The 21,686-nt window shown below is 59.1% G+C and carries 13 protein-coding genes and 5 pseudogenes; 11 read left to right on the top strand and 7 right to left on the bottom strand.

What is annotated here, in order from left to right:
• Positions 1–684: 684 nt before the first annotated feature.
• The 6 genes and pseudogenes from CK224_RS32120 to istB all read left to right on the top strand — a co-directional run bounded on the left by CK224_RS32120 (position 685) and on the right by istB (position 4,850).
• Entirely contained in the window at positions 685–897 is a 213-nt protein-coding gene (locus CK224_RS32120) for a transporter substrate-binding domain-containing protein (protein ID WP_348628414.1), read from the top strand.
• A 2-nt stretch (positions 898–899) separates the two neighbouring features.
• Positions 900–1,148 carry a hypothetical protein gene (locus CK224_RS32115; protein ID WP_245426223.1) on the top strand — a complete coding sequence of 83 codons (249 nt, stop codon included), beginning with the start codon at positions 900–902 and terminating at the stop codon, positions 1,146–1,148.
• Positions 1,149–1,362: 214 nt separating this feature from the next.
• Positions 1,363–1,826: pseudogene (locus CK224_RS25995) on the top strand (malonyl-CoA decarboxylase family protein); the annotation flags it as partial.
• Positions 1,827–2,004: 178 nt separating this feature from the next.
• Positions 2,005–2,653 (top strand): annotated as a pseudogene (locus CK224_RS32110) (transposase); the annotation flags it as partial.
• Between the two features lie 188 nt (positions 2,654–2,841).
• Positions 2,842–4,082 (top strand): annotated as a pseudogene (locus CK224_RS25980) (IS21 family transposase).
• A gap of 12 nt (positions 4,083–4,094) precedes the next feature.
• On the top strand, positions 4,095–4,850 hold the full coding sequence (gene istB / locus CK224_RS25975; protein ID WP_095783747.1) for an IS21-like element helper ATPase IstB: 756 nt from the start codon (positions 4,095–4,097) through the stop codon (positions 4,848–4,850).
• Between the two features lie 545 nt (positions 4,851–5,395).
• Here the strand turns inward: istB and CK224_RS25970 are convergent.
• The 5 genes and pseudogenes from CK224_RS25970 to CK224_RS31005 all read right to left on the bottom strand — a co-directional run.
• Positions 5,396–6,287, bottom strand: a pseudogene (locus tag CK224_RS25970) (AMP-binding protein); the annotation flags it as partial.
• A 97-nt stretch (positions 6,288–6,384) separates the two neighbouring features.
• Positions 6,385–7,755: pseudogene (locus CK224_RS25965) on the bottom strand (aspartate ammonia-lyase).
• Positions 7,756–7,950: 195 nt separating this feature from the next.
• A complete protein-coding gene (locus CK224_RS25960; RefSeq protein WP_095783746.1) occupies positions 7,951–10,425 on the bottom strand; it encodes an FAD-dependent oxidoreductase in 2,475 nt (824 codons plus the stop codon).
• A gap of 978 nt (positions 10,426–11,403) precedes the next feature.
• Entirely contained in the window at positions 11,404–12,585 is a 1,182-nt protein-coding gene (locus tag CK224_RS25955) for a Xaa-Pro peptidase family protein (RefSeq protein ID WP_095783745.1), read from the bottom strand.
• Positions 12,586–12,684: 99 nt separating this feature from the next.
• Positions 12,685–12,888 (bottom strand): hypothetical protein, encoded by a 204-nt coding sequence (locus tag CK224_RS31005; protein ID WP_141245882.1) that lies wholly within the window; start codon positions 12,886–12,888, stop codon positions 12,685–12,687.
• 149 nt (positions 12,889–13,037) lie between these two features.
• On the opposite strand from CK224_RS31005, the gene CK224_RS25945 reads away from it, so the two are divergent.
• The 5 genes from CK224_RS25945 to CK224_RS25925 all read left to right on the top strand — a co-directional run bounded on the left by CK224_RS25945 (position 13,038) and on the right by CK224_RS25925 (position 19,896).
• Entirely contained in the window at positions 13,038–14,510 is a 1,473-nt protein-coding gene (locus CK224_RS25945; protein ID WP_095783743.1) for an NAD-dependent succinate-semialdehyde dehydrogenase, read from the top strand.
• 12 nt (positions 14,511–14,522) lie between these two features.
• Positions 14,523–15,926 (top strand): aspartate aminotransferase family protein, encoded by a 1,404-nt coding sequence (locus CK224_RS25940; RefSeq protein WP_095783742.1) that lies wholly within the window; start codon positions 14,523–14,525, stop codon positions 15,924–15,926.
• Positions 15,927–16,284: 358 nt separating this feature from the next.
• On the top strand, positions 16,285–17,355 hold the full coding sequence (locus CK224_RS25935; RefSeq protein WP_095783741.1) for a GlxA family transcriptional regulator: 1,071 nt from the start codon (positions 16,285–16,287) through the stop codon (positions 17,353–17,355).
• A 194-nt stretch (positions 17,356–17,549) separates the two neighbouring features.
• Positions 17,550–18,728 carry a M24 family metallopeptidase gene (locus tag CK224_RS25930; protein WP_095783740.1) on the top strand — a complete coding sequence of 393 codons (1,179 nt, stop codon included), beginning with the start codon at positions 17,550–17,552 and terminating at the stop codon, positions 18,726–18,728.
• Positions 18,715–19,896 (top strand): amidohydrolase, encoded by a 1,182-nt coding sequence (locus tag CK224_RS25925; protein WP_245426221.1) that lies wholly within the window; start codon positions 18,715–18,717, stop codon positions 19,894–19,896. The genes CK224_RS25930 and CK224_RS25925 overlap by 14 nt, the downstream gene beginning before the upstream one ends.
• A gap of 73 nt (positions 19,897–19,969) precedes the next feature.
• On the opposite strand, the gene CK224_RS25920 is transcribed toward CK224_RS25925, so the two are convergent.
• Positions 19,970–20,918 (bottom strand): IS630 family transposase gene (locus CK224_RS25920; RefSeq protein ID WP_095783739.1). Its coding sequence is split into 2 segments (ribosomal slippage): positions 19,970–20,581 and positions 20,583–20,918, totalling 948 coding nucleotides; the frame shifts between segments, so codons are not numbered across the junction.
• Positions 20,919–21,146: 228 nt separating this feature from the next.
• Positions 21,147–21,608 (bottom strand): Lrp/AsnC family transcriptional regulator, encoded by a 462-nt coding sequence (locus CK224_RS25915; protein WP_095783738.1) that lies wholly within the window; start codon positions 21,606–21,608, stop codon positions 21,147–21,149.
• Between the last annotated feature and the right edge of the window lie 78 nt (positions 21,609–21,686).

Below are 21,686 nucleotides of genomic sequence, written 5' to 3'. Positions count from 1 at the left end.
GCGAGTGACCCGCGGAACGGTCCGAGAAAAAGTGCAGGAGCACCTTGACCACAACGACCCCAATCAGAGAAGGCTCTGAGCACTCTCGGTGCAAACGCGCGGGAGAATAGTGACCGAACATCGACGTCCAGCTACGGCTTCGTCGCGCGCCTCACGAAGCGGACCTGAACACAAAAGTCAGAGACGACGACGGGTTTTCTGCGCTTGGAGCGGCAATTCGCACCATAGCAGCCCACCGCAGCTGTTATTGTTACGGCCGTGGGCACCTCGCGACTACCTGTCAGGTGTTGATGAAAATCAGTCCATCGCGAATAGAGTTCGGCTCACCACAAAAAGGGAACCCACGCTATGGGTCGCATTACGCATTAACTTGAATATTGGTGCGCCTATGGCAAGATAAGAAAAATACCGATGGCGAACTGGAATGTTTTAGGAGAAGGTGCGCTTTGGATAGGCGTGTACTTCTGAGGGGATTTGCTGCCTTGGGCATGGCGGCGCTTGCGCGGGAACAGTCACCGGGGCAGCTTCAGCCGCTTCCCTACCGGAAAAGATCAAAAACGGAGAGCCAATCCGAATCGGTTTCTCAAATGATCGCCCGTGGGCCTATGCCGGAAATAACAACGAGCCGCTCGGCAGCGCCGTCGTTATGGCGCAGCAAGTTTTGAAGAAAATGGGGGTCACCAGATTGAGCCCGTCGTCACCGAATGGGGCTCGCTCATTCCTGGCCTGCAAGCTGATCGCTTCGATATCATCACCGACAGCATGTTCATCTTGCCCGAGCGCTGCCGCAACGTGCTGTTCACCGACCTGATCGCCACCATCCCAACGGCGGCGGCTGTGCCGAAGGGGAACCCGAAAGATCTGCATTCCTACGAAGATATTCGCGACAAGGTCTGACCATGGTCACGGGCGCTGCCTACCGAGCAGTTGAGGTCGCTCAAAAGGTGGGCGTCCCCGACGACAAAATCATGCAGGTCGCCGGCTATGCGGAGATCGTGCAGGCTTTGAAGGCGGGCCGTGCGGACATCGGAATCGGCGACCCCTTGGGTCTGAGGGGCGATATCGGCAGCGGCGGCGGGATCGAACTGGCCGATCCGTTCACCTCTCCGGAGAAGCCAGGCTACCGCCTTTGCCTTCCGGCTCGATGACCAGGCTTCGGTCGACGCTTTCAATGTGGAGCTTAAGGGCTATATCGGCTCCGCAGAAATGATGGCGGCTGTCGGCGAATACGGCTACGACAAGCTGTTGTTGCCAGACGGCACCAAAGCCACCGATCTCTGCAAGGGCTGAAGCCAAGCGGCACGGCCTCTACCGCCTCCCCGGCCCTAACCGGGGAGGCGCGCGGTTAGCGAGATGGGATCACGGAGACTGGCTCCTGCCGACCGCAGGTGCTTTGCGTTCTTCCACCCGCGTCTCGCAGGCGATCCACTGATCTTTGTTGAGGTTGCGCTGACGAAGGCGATTCCCTCTACGATCGCGGACGTGCTCGACGAGAACCGTTCCCCAATCACGGCCCAGGACGCCACCACGCTGTCTTCTATTCGATCTCCAACTGTCAGGACGGACTGCGCGGCATCTCTTTCGGGAATTTTCTTATCAAGCAGGTGCTCGAAGATTTGCGTCGCGAACTGCCGGGTCTGAAGACTTTCGTGACGCTGTCTCCGGTTCCGGGTTTCGCTGGCTGGCTAGCGATGCTGCGCAAGGCGACCGATGCGAGCCTCGATGATCATGCCCTCAAGACGCTCGAGCTGCTGGACGATCCGATCTGGGCGGACAATCCGCAGAAGGAACGGGACGTTGAAGCTGTGCTTGTCCCGCTCGCGGCGGCGGATTCCGAGGTCATCGCGCGCGGCATTCCGAAGTGATGGCGCGCAGCATTCCGAGAATTACCCGCGCAGCATTCCGATACGATCGCGCGCAGTTTGGAGTTAGGAGAACCTGATCTTGGGGCATCCTCCGGTCTGGCAACGACCGGAGGAATGGATGCTGACGAGGAGGGTTAAGATGCGCCATGTGCGCGAGATTTTGCGTTTGAGCCTGGAAGCAGGCTATCGACGCGGGCGATTGGCGAGCGTGCCGGGGCGGGGCGACGACGGTGCGGGATATGCTGAAGCGGTTTGCACACTCCGGGCTGAACTGGCCGGTCCCGGCCGAGACGAGCGACGCCGACCTGGAAGCTTGTCTGTAAGGCTTACCTGGGGTGAAGCCGGGCCGGCGCAAGCAGCCGGAACCGGACTGGTCGGCGGTGGCACGCGAGCTGAAACGCAAGCATGTCACGCTGCAGGTTCTGTGGGAAGAATATATCGCCGCGCACCCGAATGGTTATCGCTACAGCCGCTGGTGTGATCTGTCCGGAGCTGGGAAGGCCGCCTGCCTCTGACGATGCGGCAAAGCCACGCGGGGGGTGAGAAGATGTTTGTCGACTACGCCGGCGACACGGTGCCGGTTGTGGTCGACCGCCGAACCGGTGAGGTGCGCGATGCCCCATCTGTTTGTGGCGGTGCTCGGCGGATCGAGCTTGTCATTTGCCTGCGCGACGTGGACCGAGCAGTTCGCGGACTGGATTGAAGCGCACAATAGCGCCTTCGCCTTCTTTGGCGGCGTGGCCCATCTTCTGGTTCCCGATAATGCAAAGGTCGCGGTGATAAAGGCCGCCATTGGCCCTCTACATGCGGATTCCGACGTGAAGCCGGCCGCCATTCCGATCAAAGACCGGCCACCATTCCGATTTGAAGCCGGCCACTATTCCAATCAAAAGTCGGCCAGTTTTCGGCACTGAACATTACCTCCTGGGTCAGCAACTTTGGCATCAAATGCCCCGCGGTGAACGGGGAGATTTTGATGCCGGCAAAGAGAAGGCTGACCATGAGACAGTTACGACAAATGCTGCGGCTTGCCGGAAGCGGGACCAGCTCCCGCGAGATTGCCGTCGTGTTGGGAATAGCGCGCAGTACGTTGCAGGATAATCTGCAGCGCGCAGCGGCGGTTGGATTGAGCTGGCCCTTGCCGGGCGAACTGACCGACGATGCGCTCGAGAACAAACTCTTCACTCGCAACGGCGTCAAACAGGGCACGAGAAGACGCACAGAACCGAACTGGGCCGATATTGCGGTCGAACTCAAGAAGCCCGGCGTCACCTTGCTTCCTGTGGGAGGAGTATCGTGGGTCGCATCCCGAAGGATATGGCTACAGTCGCTTCTGCGAACTCTTTCGCGGTTTCGAGCAGCGGCTTTCGCCGACGATGCGCCAGGAGCATACGGCCGGCGACAAGGTCTTCGTCGACTATTCCGGCAAGAAGATCCCGATTGTTGATCGCAAGACCGGTGAGATCCGTGAGGCGGAGATCTTCGTGGCGGTGCTCGGCGCCTCCAGCTTCACCTATGCTGAGGCGACTTGGACGCAAACACTCCATTGGCCAGGCACTCGATCGCATCAACGACCACGTCATGCGCCGGCTGGGCGTCAGTCGCCGGCAACTGTTTGAGAGTGTCGAGCGTGCCGCACTCGCCAGCCTTGCGGGCGAAGACTACGAGTTTGCCGAATGGCGTTTGGCCCGCGTCTCGACGGATTACCACGTCGAGTTCAAGACCTTCTTCTATTCCGTGCCGCACAGCCTCATTCGCCAGCAGGTGGATCTGAGGGCAACGGCGCGCACCATCGAGATCTTCCACCGCGGCAAGCGCATTGCGGTGCATCAGCGCCGCTATGGAGGTCCTCGCCATGGAACTGATCCGGATCACATGCCCAGTTCCCACCGGCGCTATGCCGAGTGGACCCCGGATCGCTTCCGTCGCTGGGGCGCATCAATCGGACCGCAGACGGAAGGCCTGGTCATCGCAATTCTCGCCAGCCGTCCGCACCCCGAACAGGGCTTCCGAACATGCCTGGGCATCCTGCGCCTGTTTCGTGACATCGAGCGCAATCGGGCTGAAGCCGTATCAGCCCGCGCCGTCGAGATCGGTGGCCTGAACTGCAAGAGCATTGCTTCGCTCATCGCCAATCACAAAGCCGCACGCCATTCCACCGAACCAACCGCCATCGTCGATCACGCCAATCTGCGTGGCCCTGATTACTTTCATTGAGGAGACACACCCATGCTGATCAATCCCACCATCGACATGCTGCGAGAGCTCGGCCTTTACGGCATGGCAACCGCTTTCCAGGAACTCGACGCACAGTCCGAAGCGCGCGGCCTCGAGCACGGCGAATGGCTTGCCATGCTGCTCGAACGCGAGGCGACCATGCGCCGCCAGAAGCGTTTCGAGGCCCGCGCCAGAGCTGCCAAGCTGCGTCACGATGCGCAGATCGAGAATGCCGACTTTCGTGCTGCACGCGGTCTCGACCGCAATCTGTTCATGGCGCTTGCCGGCTGCGACTGGATCAGAAAGCATCACAGCCTTCTCATCACCGGACCAGCCGGCGTCGGCAAGAGCTGGCTTGCCTGCGCTCTCGGTCACAAGGCCTGCCGCGAGGATTTCTCCGTCACATACCACCGAGTTCCCCGGCTGTTCGCCACGCTCGCCCTTGCAAGAGGTGACGGGCGATACGGCAGGATCCTCAAATCGCTTGCCAGGACCGACCTGCTGATCCTCGATGACTGGGGACCGGAAAAACTCAATGACGACCAACGCCGCGATCTCCTGGAGATCATTGAGGACCGCTACGAACGACGCTCAACCATCCTCACAAGTCAGGTCCCCGTGGATCGCTGGTACGAAATAATTGCAAACCCAACTTTGGCCGACGCCATCCTGGATCGCCTCGTTCACAACGCCTATCGCATCGGTCTCACCGGTGAAAGCATGCGAAAACAGCGCCCGCCAATCGTACCCGAAAACACCGAAGCTTGACCTGAAACAAAACCCAACCCAAACATCAACGAGACCCAGGATCAGTCCGAAAAATGGCCGCCTTCAAATCGGAACGCCGGCCGGATGAAATCGGAATGACTGGCCGGCTTCAAATCGGAATCGGTGGCCGGCTTTATCGGAATACGCACTCTACACGGCAAACTTTCATACCGAGCGGCATGGTCTCACCACATAGGTCTTGCTATCGGGATTACCAGCACTTCCTAGACTAGGAAGCGCGCCGATAAACGTTGCTATAGCGTGCGCGCAGAGGGTTCTTCTGCACCTTTCGCATGGTGTTGCGCGGGAGGTCCTCGGCGATGATGACTCGTTTCGGCTGCTTGTATCGCGCGAGGCGATGGCGCAGCGCCAAGCTTAAACAATGCGCACACAGTAAGAGAGACGTCAATTTCCTGCGTTCACAGGGTATGAGTTGCGCAAAGTGGCCCAGTTGACACCTGCTATAGTGCCAGAAAGGACACGGATTCCAATAAGCTATATGGAACGCGAGGGCATAATGTCGCTTCAACCGATGATCACGTCTTCTCCAGCTCGGCCATGACCTGCGGCGGCAACGACGCCGAAGAAGAGCGGATGAAGCGCAGCTTCGCCTCGGCGAGCTGCTCGGGATTGCGGGCGGCGCGCGGCAGGATCGCCTGATGCATGGTGGGCACGGCGGTGTACCAGCTGGGCTTGGCTTCGGAGAGCCAATGGAAGAAGCGCGGCGCGTTGAAGCCCGGCGTGCAGAAGACGCTGCCGCCGGCGGCAAGCGAGGACAGCACTGCCGCGATCAAGCCGTGGATATGGAATAGCGGCATGATGTTCAGCCAACGGTCGGCAGGCGTCAGGCCGAGCGTTGCGCCGATTTGGGCGGCCGAGGCGGCGAGGTTGGCGTGGCTGAGCGGCACCAGCTTGGGGCGCGAGGTGGTGCCCGAGGTGCAGGAGAAGTGCCGTGTCGCCATCCTCGGCCAGTCCGGATGCGACCACCGGGCCGACCGGATCGCCTTCTATCGCGAAGACGCCCGCCGGCGCGCGATCCGGCACCACCAGCCGCAGCACTGGGATGCCCAGGCGCTTGGCAACCTCGACCGCAGGTCCTTTCTCGTCCTTGCCGACGAGGATCGCCTTGACGCCGATATCGCTCAGATAGAAATCGAGCTCGTCCGCCCGGTAGGCCGGATTGAGCGGCGCCGTGGAGGCGGAGGCAGCGATAGTTATATGAAGGCCGTTGCCACCCGGCCCGTTGGGTAGCACGATGGCGACATGGTCGCCACGGCCGATGCCGAGCGCGTTCAGCTTCGCGGCCGTCTCGCAGATCAGCCGACGAAGCCCGCCATGCGCAAGGGCTGACCGTGCAGGCGCCGCGATCGCCGGCGCGGCTTCGACGCCAGGAACAAGGCGGTGGGCGAGATCGACTGAATTTGCGCTGTTTGTCATGGTTCCAGACTATGTTTCGAACGGCGCCGATGTTCAGCAAAGGGCGCTCCGACTTTCCTTGCGCAGCGCCCACTGCGCAGATACCAAGCCCTCGCTGTTACGATGCCAGTCGTGATCGCGATGGCCCGGTCAAACGGTGCGGATCGGCGGTTTGTGCGATGAGTTCCTCCGACAGGTCCGGCTGCTCGGCCAGGACTTCGCGAATCGTTTTGCCGGAGGACAAGATTTGCTTGGCAAGCTCCGCTGCCCGCTCGTAGCCGATCGCAGGTGTCAGAGCTGTCGCCACGACGGCGCTGGCTTCGAGATGTTTGCGGCAAATCTCTGCATTTGCAGTAATGCCCGCGACGCACTTCGTGCGCAGCACATCGACGGCATTGGTCAGAAGCTCGAGCGAGTGCAGTATGTTGTAAGCGATGACCGGCTCCATCACGTTCAACTGCAGCTGCCCCGCTTCGGAGGCAAGAGTAATCGTGAGATCGTAACCGATGATCTGGAAGGCGACCTGGTTGACCACCTCCGGCACTACAGGGTTGACCTTACCGGGCATGATCGAAGAGCCGGGCTGAAGCGCTGGCAAATTGATCTCGTTGAAGCCGCCTCGCGGGCCGCTGGAAAGCAGCCGCAGATCGTTTCAGATCTTCGAGAGTTTCGTGGCCGTCCGCTTCAGCATTCCCGAGAACAGCACGAAGGCGCCGGTATCCCAGCAGGCTTCGATCAGATTACCGGCCGCTACGACGGGAAGGTCGGATATTGCGCGCAACTCCGCGACAGCTGCCGCCTGATAGTCGGGATTCGTATTGATGCCCGTGCCAATCGCCGTGCCACCGAGGTTGATCTCATGGAAGAAGCTGGCAATCTCACCAAGACGGGCCACGTCTTCGCGCAGTGTTGTCGCGAAAGCCTGAAACTCCTGGCCCAGCGTCATCGGAACTGCGTCCTGCAGCTGCGTCCGCCCAAGCTTGATCACGTCCGAAAAGTTTTCCGCCTCGGCCTCCAACTCGACCGCGAGCTGCTCCAAAGCTCGTTGCAGCGCCCCGCGTGAAAGAAGGATCGCAAGGCGGATCGCTGTCGGATAAACATCGTTTGTCGATTGAGCTAGGTTGACGTCGTTGTTGGGATGCAGCTGATCGTATCGTCCGCGTGGCAGTCCCATGATCTCCAGGCCGCGGTTGGCGATGACCTCGTTGACGTTCATGTTGGTTGAGGTGCCTGCGCCAACCTGAAACACATCGAGGGGAAACTCGCCAAGATGCCTGCCCGCCGCGATTTCTTCGCAGACTTGGCAAATGATATCGGCCTTTTGCCTATCGAGATCGCCGACCCCGGCGTTGGCGCGCGCCGCTGCCATTTTCACGTAGGCCAGCGCCTTGATGACGTTCGGGAAATGGCTGATCCTTATTCCCGAAATGGGAAAGTTGACGATTCCTCGCGTCTGAGGACCGTAGTAGGCATCGACTGGGATGCTCACCGGGCCGAGTGGATCTCCATGCGCTCGATTTGTGAACCTTTCGCCACGATGATTACCTCGTCATTTTCACTGCCGCGTCTGGTCGAAGGTGCGCGTCAATTCAAGCTTCCACGCCAGAATGAGAGTGAGCTCACCGTTTCAAAGCGGTTGCGGAGCGGAACTACGAGCTCCTTCCACTTCCACAGCTGCGCACACCTATTGTTTAGCCCGATCCCCATTTGGATCGAAAAACGCCCGCAGAGATGCGTCGGCTTCGTAGAGCTTGCCGGCGATCTCGATTTCCCACCGACTGTTCTCGATCAAGTCCTTTGTGACGCCGCCGGAATGGTTTACGTATCCAAGTCCAACTGAGGTTCCGATTGTAAAGCTCTTCACGCCAGAGGAAATATAGCCGACAATCCGCCCGTCGCAGCGGATAAGCTCCTCATGGAAGAGAACAGGTTTCGGATCGAGAAGCTTGAACGATACCAAGCGTTTTTTCAACGGCCCGGCATTTTTCTGTGAAGCCAGAGCATCTTTTCCGATAAATCCGCCTTCTTTATTCCAGTCCACCGTAAATCCCAAACCCGCTTCAAGCAGTGTATCCACTGGCGTGAGATCGAGCTGGTATTCTCGATAAGCGCGCTCGGAGCGGAGGTGTTCAAGCGCGTGGTATCCCGCAGCCTTGAGGCCATAAGCCTGGCCGGCCTCCCACACGACGTCAAACACATGTTGTGCCATCTCGGTTGGAATATGAAGCTCCCAACCAAGCTCTCCAACATAGGTCAGTCTATTGGCTATTACACGAGCATACCCGATATCGATTTCCTGACTGGTGGCGAATGGGAAGGCCGAGTTCGCCAGATCTGTGTCCGTTACCCGGGATAGGATCTCGCGCGATCGCGGGCCTTGCAATGAAAGGACCGCGTACCCGGACGTGAGATCAGTTAGTGTGACATTCCATTCATCGGTAATATGCTTGGAAATCCATGCCTTATCCCTGGGATGGACGGTCGCTGAGGAGATAATTAGGAACTCTGTCTGCGACAAGCGGTTTACAGTAACATCTGTTTCTATCCCGCCGTTTTCATTGAGCATGTGGGTGTACACCAGCTTTCCTACGGAAACATCTACATTGCCGGCGCAAAGCCACTGAAGGAAACGGCCGGCGTCGCGACCCTGAACCAGATGTTTGCCGAAAGAGCTTTGGTCCAACAAGATAGCGTCGTTGCGGGCAGCCTTGCACTCCTGACTGACATGCTTGAACCAGTTCGGCTCGTCGTAGGAGTAGATGTTTTTGGTCGGCTCCCCCTCGCCTGCGAACCACATGGGACGCTCCCATCCCATTCCTTCACCAAAGCTGGCTCCAAGCCTCGCCCACCGGTCGTGAAGCGCGCTTTTGCGGACCCCTCGGGATGTCTCAGGCTGGTAGGCTGGCCAGTGCATCTTGTAGTGAAGTCCCAGCACTTCGGCCGTGCGATCGTGCAAATATCGCTTGTTGACCTGGAAGGGATGAAATCGTGCGACGTCGACGAAGCTGATGTCCATTTGAGGCTCGCCCGCGACGATCCACTCTGCCAGAGCTCGCCCTGCGCCTGCGCCGAATTCAATGCCTTCTGAATTATAACCGGTGGAAACGTAGAGGTTTTTCAACCCAGGAACTTCCCCGATCATGAACAGAAGGTCTGGGGTGAAGCTTTCAGGACCATTGAAAAACTTGGCAATGCCGGCGTTCGCGAGATCAGGGACAATTTCGATTGCCTTGGTCATCGGCAGTTCAAAATGCTCCCAGTCTTCAGGAAGCTCAATGAAGGCCGTTTCCTTCGGGAGCTTTCCCATCGGCAAAGGCTTGCCCCAAGGCTCGAAGGCACCCACAAGGAGCTTTCCTGTGTCTTCTTTCAGGTACACATGTCCGTCTGTATCACGCAGCACAGGTAAGGTCGGCGCCACAAAATCCATAGCGTCGGTCACCACATAAAAGTGTTCTGCTGCATAGATCGGAATGCGCGCACCTAACTTGGAGGCAAGGTCTCTCGTCCAAAGTCCACACGCGAGCACGAGAATTTCAGCTTCGACGACACCCTCCCTTGTCCGGACCTGGTAATTGCCATCTACTGTTTTCCAAATGTCCGTTACTTCAGTGTTTTCAGTTAATTTCACACCCTTTTGCTTGGCGCCAATAGCTAATGCCATGCACGTGTCGACAGGATTGGTTTGGCCGTCGCCCGGGATAAAGACTGCACCTTCGATGATCGAGGCGTTGAGGGCTGGATAGAGCCTTTTCGCCTCGCTCGGCGAGATCATATTAGCCTGAAGGCCAAAACTCTTGGCGATCGAAGCATTGCGGGCCGTTTCGTAGAGACGCTCTTTAGTTCTGGCGACCCCGAGCGTGCCGTTTCGCTTGAATCCGGTTGCTTGTCCGGTCTCCGCTTCCAGAGCGGAGTATAGTTCTGCGTTATATTTTGCGATCTCCGTCAGCGCGTGAGTACCACGCGTCTGCATGATCAAGCCTGCGGCATGCCAAGTCGTGCCGGATGTTAGGGTATTGCGCTCCAAGAGCGCAATGTCCTTCTTACCATTCTTTGCAAGGTGAAAGGCGATACTTGCGCCTGCTATGCCTCCACCAACGATCACAATTTCGTGGTGCCGGGTCGGTACTTCACGAGGACGGCAGGGCGGGTTCGTAATCATATGTATCCTTGTTCGTTCTCGGAGACGGCAGCGGCAAAATGTTGCGACAATTCAGCTTGAGCTTTGTTGGAGCGCTTCAGCGCATTTCCAGCCCACGTGCAAAAGTCAGTCCTTTTTCAACAGACTAGGGGGCGACGCTCGTGGAGATGGTGCTAAATGGGGCTGAAAGCGATGTCCTTCTGCGTTTTCTGAACCTCGGCGCTGAATTATTGCGCGCACGCGATGGTGCGGCGACACAACAATCAAATATGTGAGAATTCGAACCCAGCACCCCGCGTCCGACTCCAAGTCGTAAACGGTGGCTTCTGCTCCCCTGGCCCTCGGCGGATTCGACTCGAGTCTGTGAGTCATCGGATCATGTTGATCCTTGCCGATGCGGTCTTGCGCCTGGACTGATCCGTAGGGCCACATTGGTATCGACACGATCCGCGTAGACAGTAGCAATGGAGGCTAGGGCAAAAGGCCACTAGATCGAGCTAGTCGCCCTGGCGGCACCAGGGGGAGCGCCCGCAAGTTGCGATCGAGCAGCCGATGTAACCGATCCCGACACCAGCGCGTTCGTCTTCAAGGGGGGAGCGTCCTCAACAACACACGAAGCCAAACATTGACAGTCCGCCGGTCTGGACGAGACGATAAATGCACACCTTTGTGCATTTTAACTAAAGGGGTCAGGTCTGCGCTGGGGAAATCCTCCTCGGGGTTCGACCCGCCGTCCTGCAACGCTTTAGGTCACCGACGACGAATGGCGCGGTCGGCACTCCGCGCCAAGCTGTGGCACGTCAACGATGCTGACTGTACCCACCGACTAGCCAAGACACTGCGCCATCCAGGGGATTTGCGTTTCGGCCGGCCGTGCGGGTCTGCCCCACCCTCAAACATCAGTTGCTCTGAGGCACTGGGGAGACAGCTGGATTGAGAGGGAAGCATTTCAGTGCACCCTTCCAATCCAGTTAAGTAGACAAATGCCGGAACTCTTTGCTAGTCCACGACTATTAGCTCGCGGGCGACATCGGCCAGCCGCTCGCCACCCTTATCGGTAACAACAAACGACTCCGAGATGGCGGCTCCGAAGGCAGGGGGCCTGACCCCTGATTGGAAATGGAAGCACATTCCCGCCTGGAGCACCGTCTTTTCGCCAGAACGAATGCTCACCGTGCGCTCGCCCCAGTCGGGCGGGAAGTTCATACCGATCGAGTAGCCGGACCGACCCTTCTTCACGTATCCGTGGTGGTTCAAGACGTCCAGCCACACGGTATTCAACTCGTCGACGACTACGCCCGGTTTCGCCATTTCGAGGACAGCGTCGCCACCTTCGATAATGGCATTGGCGAGGTGCTGGGCCTCCTTAGGTGGCTTCCCCATGTAGACCGTACGGGTCAGAGGCGCGTGATAATGGCGCCGGGCTGCTCCAATTTCCAGGAGAACCAGCCCCGATTTGGGCAGGGGCTTGTCCGACCATGTGAGGTGTGGAGCGTTCGTCTTCTCGTTAACCTGTATCAAGGGACAGAGGCTTGTATAATCACCGTACTCCCCATCGACGCCTCTTATCTGATCGGCATAAATCTGAGCGACGATTTGGTATTCGGGAACTCCCGGCTTCAGATTATTTATTGCCTGACGCATAGTGTGGCTGACAATCCGACCCGCTTCCCTCATGTAGACGAGTTCGGCGTCGGACTTGACGAGTCGGGCCCAATTGACGAGGCCGCGGCTATCAGAGAACTTTGCATTTGGAAGGCCATTGACAAGGTGCTGATGCGCACGCGCTGTATAAAAATGCGCATCGAGCTCAACCCCTATGCGGTCAGATCCCCAACCGCGGGATTTTATGATTTCGCTGACTTCGTCGTAGGGATGTAACTCCATATGATGCAGTCGGTCGTCGGAAAAATTGATAATGTTGTCAGCAGGCAAGTCCGTCGTGGCGCGAGCGCCGTTCACGTCGACCAGCCGCCCGATCCAAATCGGCGTTTCCGATTTTAGGTGCAATAGAACCACTTGAGGCGTGTAGAAGGACCACGCGTCATAGCCGGTCAGCCAGCATATATTTGCGGGGTCTTGGCAGATGAGCAGGTCGAATCCTGCTTCCCCCATCCGTGCCTTCACGTCACGGACGCGGCATTGATACTCCGCAGGTAGGAAGGGTTTTACAAAGTCCATTTCGCAGTCGTCCTCTGCACCTAGGTTAGCGGATCAGGCCAAGCAATCTTGCCCTTCCCATCCGTACTGATCGAGAAACCTAGCATGTTTCAGAGGTCGCTACGCGGGGACCCCGCCGGTCCGCCGCAGGAAAGCTGCGTTTTTGTCCTTCTGGCGCAGGTTATCTTCCGGTTCCGCGACGCAGCGCGTTTCAATATGCACGGTGCCTTCAATATTGGCTTCAAAGGCCACAGCGGACGGCAGGTAACCAGCGGTCGATCCGCTGGCGGAGCCCTGCTGGGATTGCCGCAGCGCGGTCCGCACGGCTCCCAAGAACGGGCCGAGATTAGAAGGAAAACTCAGCTGACCGTCATTATTCGCAGGAGAACGCCTTGGTTGGCGTACATCACGCTGCCAATCGCCGCAGCTGCGGGGCTAATTTGACGAAAATGGACAATCGATTGGGGGTCACGATGAAAGGTTCAGCAACCGCATTAAGGGGCCTAAAACGCCAGGATCTTTTGCAAAACTGCGCCTATGTAAATGGCGCCTGGCTGTCCAAGGCTGAAAAACTCTCTGTCGTGGACCCGGCCACTGGCGAAGAGCTGGCTCAAGTGGCAGCCTGCGAGACGTTTGACGTAGACACCGCAATCGAAGTCGCGAAAAGCTCATTTCAACATTGGCGCGATGTTCTTCCTTCGGCACGGGGCGCATACCTGCGGAAATGGGCCACGGGTATGCGCGAGAATGCGGAAGACCTTGCCGTTATCATGACCGCCGAGCAAGGCAAACCGTTAGCCGAGGCGCGCGGTGAGGTTTCATATGCCGCCAGCTTTCTTGACTGGTTTGCGGCGGAGGGCGAGCGGGCCTACGGCGAGATCATCCCGAGCCATCTCGCGGGCAGCCGACTCTCGGTGCAGATGCAGCCGGTCGGTGTAACCGTAGCCATAACCCCTTGGAACTTTCCCTCGGCTATGATCACAAGGAAAGCAGGAGCCGCGTTGGCTGCTGGTTGCACCATGATTGTCAAGCCCGCCCCGGAAACGCCCTTGTCAGCTCTGGCGCTTGCCCGGCTTGCCGAGGACGCAGGAGTTCCCGCCGGAGTGTTTCAAGTGATCACGGGAGAGGCTGCCCCACTCGCCAAACGACTGCTGAACCATACCGATGTGCGGGCATTCTCCTTTACGGGTTCGACCGAGGTCGGTCGGATCCTGCTCGAGCAGTCCGCAAAAACGCTGAAGAAGGCTTCACTTGAGCTCGGCGGCAACGCTCCTTTTATCGTTTTCGATGACGCACCATTGGAGAGTGCCGTGGCTGGATGCATGGCAGCCAAATTCGCCACATCCGGGCAGGACTGCCTGGCAGCGAATAGGATCTACGTCCAGCGGGGAAGCTATGAGCGCTTTGTAGAGGAATTCGCGAAGGCCACCAGCAAACTGAAAGTCGGGCACGGATTCGAGTCCGGTGTCGACGTAGGTCCAATGACCAAACCGTCCGTCGCGGAAAAGTGCAGGCGACAGATTTCGGAAGCTCTTTGTGCCGGTGCCCGCATCGTTGTTGGCGCCGACAATCCGCTCAGCGGCAATTTTGTGACCCCGACTGTTCTAGCCGACGTCACTGACGACATGCTGATCGCCAAGGAAGAGACCTTTGGGCCGGTGGCTGCAATCCTTCCGTTCGACGAAGAGGCGGAAGTGCTTACGCGGGCCAACAACTCGGAAATGGGCCTTGCGGCTTACGTTTACACACGAGATCTGAACCGCGCCATGCGGCTTACCGATCAGTTGGAGTACGGCATGGTCGCCGTCAACACGGCGAAATTTACCGGCGCACCCATACCTTTCGGCGGATGGAAGCAATCCGGGCTTGGCCGGGAGGGCTCAAGGCATGGTCTCGCCGAATATCTCGAACCCAAATACGTGTGCATCGGCAACATCTCAAACTGAAAGGAAAGCCCTATGACTATCAACATCAAGGATATCAGCGAAAAAGATAGAAACGCTGTGCTACATCCCTTCACGCAGCTCAAGGATTTTGCCACCGGCAAGCTCGGTGAGCCGACCATCGTTGAGACAGGCAAAGGCATCCGCATTCAGGATGCGCATGGCAACCAGCTGATCGACGGGTTCGCCGGCCTCTACTGCGTCAATGTCGGGTATGGCCGCACCGAGGTCGCCGAAGCGATTTCCCGCCAGGCTTTCCGGCTGGCCTACTACCATTCCTACGCTGCCCACACCACGGACGAGCTTGCGATCCTATCCGATCGCCTCGTTAAGATGGCGCCGGGCAAGATGAGCAAGGTCTTCTACGGCATGTCCGGGTCGGATGCGAACGAGACCCAGGCCAAGCTCGTCTGGTACTACAACAATCTGCGGGGGAAGCCGAACAAGAAGAAGATCATCTCGCGTGAACGCGGCTATCACGGCTGCAGCGTCGTGTCCGGCTCGATGACGGGCATGAGCTTTTATCACGACCACATGGACCTGCCACTTCCGCAGATCGTTCACACCGGTGTTCCACATCACTACTGGGGCGCGCATGCAGGCGAGTCCGAACGGGAATTTTCAGCGCGGCGCGGCGAAGAACTCGATCAGCTGATCGAACGGCTTGGGCCAGACAATGTGGGCGGCTTCATCGGCGAGCCGGTGCTCGGTACGGGGGGCATCACGCCTCCTCCGGAAGGCTACTGGCAAGCAATCCAGGCCGTGCTCAAGAAGCACGACGTGCTGCTCATCGCAGATGAAGTCATAACCGGCTTTGGTCGGACCGGCTCCATGTTCGGCTCGCACCACTACGGCATCGAGCCAGACCTCATCACGATCGCAAAGGGTCTGACTTCGGCCTATTTCCCGCTTTCCGCGGCCATTGTCGGTGAAAAGGTCTACAAGGTCCTGGAGGACGGGGCGGACAGGGTCGGCGCCTTCTCGCATGGCTACACTTATTCCGGCCACCCGATCGGGGCCGCCGCGGCCAACGCGGTTCTCGATATCGTCGAGAAAGAGGACCTTCCCGGGAATGCCCGCGAGGTCGGTGCATTCTTCCAGGCGCAGCTGAAGGCGAAATTCGCGCAGTTGCCGATTGTTGGCGAAGTTCGCGGCGTCGGCCTCATGGGCGCAATCGAATTTGTGGCCGATCGAGACAATCGGAAGAGTTTTGATCCGGCACTCAAAATCGGTGCGCGAATTTCCAAGGCAGCGCGTGAACGCGGCCTTATCGCTCGCGCCATGCCGCATGGGGACATCCTCGGCTTCGCTCCTCCGTTGGTGACAACGAAGGGTGAAGTCGAAGAAATCGTTGGCATTGCTGAGAGTGCAGTTCGCTTTGTCATGGATGAGCTCACGCGTGACGGGCATAACATCTGAGGCGCGGGCAGCCGAATGCGGTGCTGGAGGCCTGAAAGCCTTCAAAGGTGCGGCCGGCGCGGCTGACCCGGGCCTGTATCGAGCGGTTCCCGGGTGTGAGTGGAAAGCTCAAATGTTCCTTTGCGCAGAAAACCGGCCCCCGACTACGGGGGCCGGCGCCAAGCAGCGGCCCAGACCGGAGCCTCGCCTAGTTGTATGCCGGCGGACGAGCGGGCGTTTCGAAGCAGCTAGCGGAATACGGCTCCCTGGGGGGCGTCTTGTTGCGTAGCTGCTCTGGTCTCCAAGAAAGCAGGCGGTCGTGCAAGTTTTGGGACTTGCTCGACGCACGAGAGATCAGGGTCGAGAAAGGAACTCCGGGATGCTAGACTCACAGTCAACGTGCCAGAATTTCTGCTTTTATCTCCTGCCTTCCTTTTCGCTCCGGGCCTTCTCATCGGCAGTTGAAGCGCTGAGGCTCGCTAACGAGGTTTTGGGGCGGGACGTGTATAGCTGGCAGGTCATTTCAGACGACGGGCGACCTGCGGCCTCGAGTTGTGGGCTGTCGATTTGCGCCGATTCGTCGTTGCCCGTCGAACGTGAAAAGACCCGGCGATCGATCTCAACCCCTGTCGTCGTAGTCGTGGGCGGCCGCAATGCTCCTGGTCCGGACAAACAGCTTGATGCATGGCTTCGAGAGTCTCGCAACCGCCGCGGCAGCCTCGTAGGGATAGGTAGCGGCACAATCGCGCTTGCTCGGGCGGGCCTTGCGGAAGGGCGGCGTTGCGCAGTTCACTGGGAACAATTTCCTATGTTCTCTGAGCAGTTCCCAGGCGTGGTAGCCACTCAAACAGCCTTCGAGCGCGACGGGAACCTCTACACTTGCGCCGGAGGAGACGCCCCCTTCGACATGTTTCTTGACTTAGTCGACCATCATCATGGGGCGATAGTCGTCAGCAGAATCTGCGAAAAAGCTATCGCGTGTAGCACCCGTTCAGCGGGTGACCGCCAACGTCTACCACTTCATTCTCGAATGCAACTAAATCACCAAGCCGTCATCAAGGTAATCGAAGCGATGGAGGCAAACCTCACCGAGCCATTGCTGTTGGACGAACTTGTGGGAGTCTCCCGACTATCCCGTCGTCAAATTGAGCGGCTATTTAGGCGGGAACTAGGATGTTCTCCGAGCCGCTACTATTTGGATCTGCGTCTGGAACGAGCGCACCTTCTACTCATCAGCTCGCGCTTGCCAGTCGTTGAAATCGCAATGGCTTGCGGCTTTGTTTCTGCATCGCATTTCTCAAAAGCTTATCGCGAAGCATACGGATGCGCGCCGCATCAGTCACGATTGCCGATTTTCCAACGAGAGAGAATGCGGTCGAACAAGCAGGGCAATAGGACCCGGCAGATCGATCGGAGGCTAAGTAACGAAAGTATGCCAAACTGCCAGTAGAGCGCCGCATTGCATTCTCGAGATAGCGTATGGCGCTCCTTGGCTGAGCGGCCTCAGCATAACCGAGTGGGAGACGAGAGGTCGAACGGGTCGGCTTCGGTCAGTTCTTGTCGATTGCCGTTGCAACCGGGTCGGCACAGCCCAATCCAGGCGTTAAGTGAACACACCCGCACGCTATTGAATAGGATGATTCGATGATCCAATTGCCCTTCGCACGCAGCGAATACCGCAGCAGGCTGTCTGCGATCCGCGCCGAAATGGCGCGCCGCAACCTTGATCTGCTGATGGTCAACGACGTCGCCAACCAGCACTACATTACTGGCTATGACGGCTGGTCGTTCTACACGCCGCAAATGGTTCTGGTGCCGCTCGCGGACGAGGAGCCGGTCTGGATCGGTCGTGCCATGGATGCCGCCGGCGGGCTGTTGACGGCATGGATGAAGCCCGAAAACGTCGTTGGCTTCCCGGAAGACCATGTCCAGCGCCCAGACCGCCATCCGATGGACTGGATCGCCGACTGGATCGAAAGGAAGGGCTGGGGTCGCGGCAATATCGGCATCGAGCTCGAGGCCTACTACTATTCTCCTAAGGCGCACGCGCGCCTGACGACGGGTCTGCCAAACGCCGTGTTCCACGACGCCGACCTTCTGGTGAACTGGATTCGCAGCGTCAAGTCGGACGCCGAAATCGGCTATCTCCGCAAAGCCTCGCGCCTTGCGGAGGCGGCGGTCACCACGGCCTATGACGTCATTGCGCCAGGCGTTCGCGAGTGCGACGCAATCGCAAGGATCCAGGCCGCCCAGATCGCCGGCTCGCCGGATTTCGCGGGCGACATCACTGCCCTGCCACCCACCATACTGGGCGGCGAAAACGCCTCGGCACCGCACATCATGTGGAGCGACCGCCGCTTCGGCGACAACGAAACCGTAGCACTCGAACTCGCCGGGGTCGTGCGCCGCTATGCCGCCGGTCTCGCCAGAACGCTCCAACTGGGCGCCATGCCCGCCAAGGTCGGCGACACCGGCAAGGCGGTGCTGGAAGGCATGGACGCCGTGCTTGCGTCGATCAAGCCGGGCACCGTGGCGGAAGATGTCGAGGCCAGCTGGCGCAAGGTCATCCAGCGCCACGGCCTCAAGAAGGAGTCCCGCATCGGCTACTCGATCGGCGCCGCCTATCCGCCGGATTGGGGCGAGCACACGATCAGCCTGCGCCAGGGCGACAAGACGATCCTTAAGCCGGGCAACGTCCTTCATTCCATCCTCGGCATGTGGATGGATGGCTGGGGGATCGAGGTCAGCGAAACGATCCTCGTGACGGCCACAGGCCGCGAAACGCTGACCAATTTCCCGCGAGAGATACATGTCAAACGCTGAGATGGATCCCGCGCTGGAGCGGCGCATGATGGAGATACGGCGTCATCTCCACCGCAACCCGGAACTGTCGAACCAGGAACACCAGACGCAGGCCTATCTGCGACGGATGCTCGAGGAAGCCGGCCTGACCGGCGTCAGGTCGGTGGCGGGCTACGGTCTCGCCGTCGATGTCGTCGGCACGGCCGGTGCCTCGAACCGCAAGGTGGTCATCCGCGCCGACATCGACGCGCTGCCGATCATGGAAGCCTCGCAGGTGCCGTTCGGCTCCGAGCGGCCCGGCGTCATGCATGCCTGCGGCCATGACGCCCACGCTGCGATGGGCTATGCGGCGAGCGTCATGCTCGAACGCCAAAAGCAGTCCTTCAGCGGCACGGTGAGGATAATCTTCCAGCCTGCCGAGGAAGCGGAGCCGCTTGGCGGCCGCAGGGTCGTGGAAGAGGGGCTTCTGGACGATGTCGATGCGGCGATCGGCATCCATGTCGATCCGTATACCGAGACGGGGAAGATCGCGGTCGGCGCAGGGCCGTATACGCTTGCCTGCGATACATTTGACATCACCGTCACCGGCAACTCCGCGCACGCGGCAAAACCGTCCGAAGGCGTCGACGCCATCGCCGTCGCCTGCTCCATGGTGAGCGAGCTGCAGAAGATCGTGTCGCGCGAGATCGACCCGTACGATCCGCTGGTCATCTCCATCACCAGCATTGAAGGCGGAAGCGCGTACAATGTGATCGCCGCCGAGGCGAGGTTGAAAGGCACGATCCGAAGCGGGCATGAATCGACCCGTCAGCACGCTTGGAAGAGGCTGCGCCAGGTTGTGGAGGGCCTCGCTTCAAGCCACAATGCCAGTGCCGAGGTGGACCTCAGACGTGGCGAACCGCCCGTCATCAACGACCCTGACATGGTCGAACTCATCCGCCGAACTGGGGCCAGCCTGCTGGGGCAAGACAACATCCTGAGCGCGGCGGGCTGGACCGCAGCTGATGATTTTGCCTTCTACAGCGAGAAGTGCCCGTCGGTCTATTTCCGGCTGGGCATCCGCAACGAGAAGCTCGGAGCGATCTATCCACTTCACCATCCACGGTTTCGAGTGGATGAACAGGCGCTGTCGATGGGCGCTGTTGTCCTCTGCAACGCTGCCCGAAATTTCTTATCGCCTCCGAGCTAGACCTATGATTGAAATCGGCAGCTCTCGCAGGCGCAAGCCCTGACTTGCCTCCGGCTCGACGGCCTAGAGTCTTTCACGTTTTGACGGAAGCGTATCCGGCGTTTTCGAAGTAGTTCTTGCATTCGGCAGCCTCGATGGTTTCGACGAGGTGGCCGATGTGGCGCCAAGTGTCCTCGACGGTGCGTTTCTGCGCCTGGCGCATCCAATGCTTGATCTTGGCGAAGGCCTGCTCGATCGGATTGAGGTCGGGTGAGTAGGGCGGCAGGTACCAGAGCCTGGCGCCGGCGGCCTTGATCATCTGCCTGACGGCCGCGGATTTGTGGCTTCCCAGGTTGTCCATGACGACGATATCGCCGGGCTTCAGCACGGTAATGAGCTGCTGCTCGACATAAGCACGGAAGCATTGGCCGTTGATCGGTCCGTCGAAGACGCAAGGTGCCGCAAGCCGATCACAACGCAGCGCGCCGAGGAAGGTCAGCGTGCGCCAGTGGCCGTACGGAGCCAGGCCGCGCAGCCGCTTGCCCTTCGGCCCCCAACCGCGCAGTGGAGCCATGTTGGTTTTGATCCAGGTCTCGTCGATGAAGACCAGGCACTGCGGATCGAGGCCGGTTTGCCAGGATCGCCATCGTTGGCGCCTGCGGGCAATATCGGCGCGGGCCTGCTCAAGGGCGAACAGCGTTTTTTTTGAAGCTCAGGCCCTCGCGGCGCAGGAACTGCCACACTGCGTTGTGCGAGACCTTGACCCCGCGAGTGGCCAATTCATCCTTCAGACCATGCAGCGTCAGATGCGGTGTTTCACGCAGACGGCCCTCGATGAAAGCACGGTGCGGCTCCAGCACCCTCTTGCGATGTCCGCCCATCTTGCCAGGCGCAACCGAGCCAGTCGCCCGATGACGCTGCAACAACTTCACCGCCGCCGAAACCGAAATGCCGAACCGCTTGGCGGCCGACCGGCGGCTCTCACCACTCAAAACCGCCGCCACAACCCGTTCGCGAAGATCGTCCGAAAGAGGTCGCGTCATCAGATGCTGGCCTCCATTCCAGCCAGCATCTTGAATCACAAATCCGACAAATCGGGAATCCCCTCCGATTCCGTCAAATCTTGAACCGCTCTAGGTCTAGCGGCGTATGCGCCGGCTGGAATTACTCACCCAGGTATCCGAACTCGCAGGACTTGACTGCGCAGCACCGGTTGCGCGATCGCCAGATAAAGCTGCACGAACAGTACGAACCCGGATGCAGTGCCGGGCCTACTCCTCAATAGGCAAAGCTAATGATGCCTTGATCCGGTCCATCACGACCATCGTCTTGACAGCCTTGATATCGGACTCGTGAAAAAATCGACGGGTAAATGCCTCATATTCAGCCATGTCCCGCACTGAGATCAGGAGAACGAAATCGGCTTCACCAGTGACATAGTACGCACTCATGATCTCAGGCGTGCGCCTGACCGCTTGCTTGAACCGATCTATGATGTCTACTCGATCTCGCTCGAGGCTGATCGACGCCAGCATGAGCATGGGCCGACCCACGGCCTGTGGCGAGACCACCGCGACGTCTGCCTCAATGACACCTTCATCCCGCAGTCGCTTCAGCCGCCGCTGACAAGCGGTCGCAGAAAGGCCCGCAAGTTCGCCCAACTCGGCTGTCGTAAGGCGATTGTCGCGCTGAACGGCATTGAGAAGCTTCCGATCGACTCGATCCAGGTCCATTTCATCATCACTGCAAAAAAAGGGGCTTTCGCGCAGAAAAACGGCTCGACTTTGGTGATATTAGCCTGACTTCCACAA

This window comes from Mesorhizobium sp. WSM3862, assembly GCF_002294985.1.
Taxonomy (GTDB): Bacteria; Pseudomonadota; Alphaproteobacteria; order Rhizobiales; family Rhizobiaceae; genus Mesorhizobium.
Note: the sequence above shows the minus strand (reverse complement) of the source record. Positions and strands in the feature narration are given on the sequence as shown.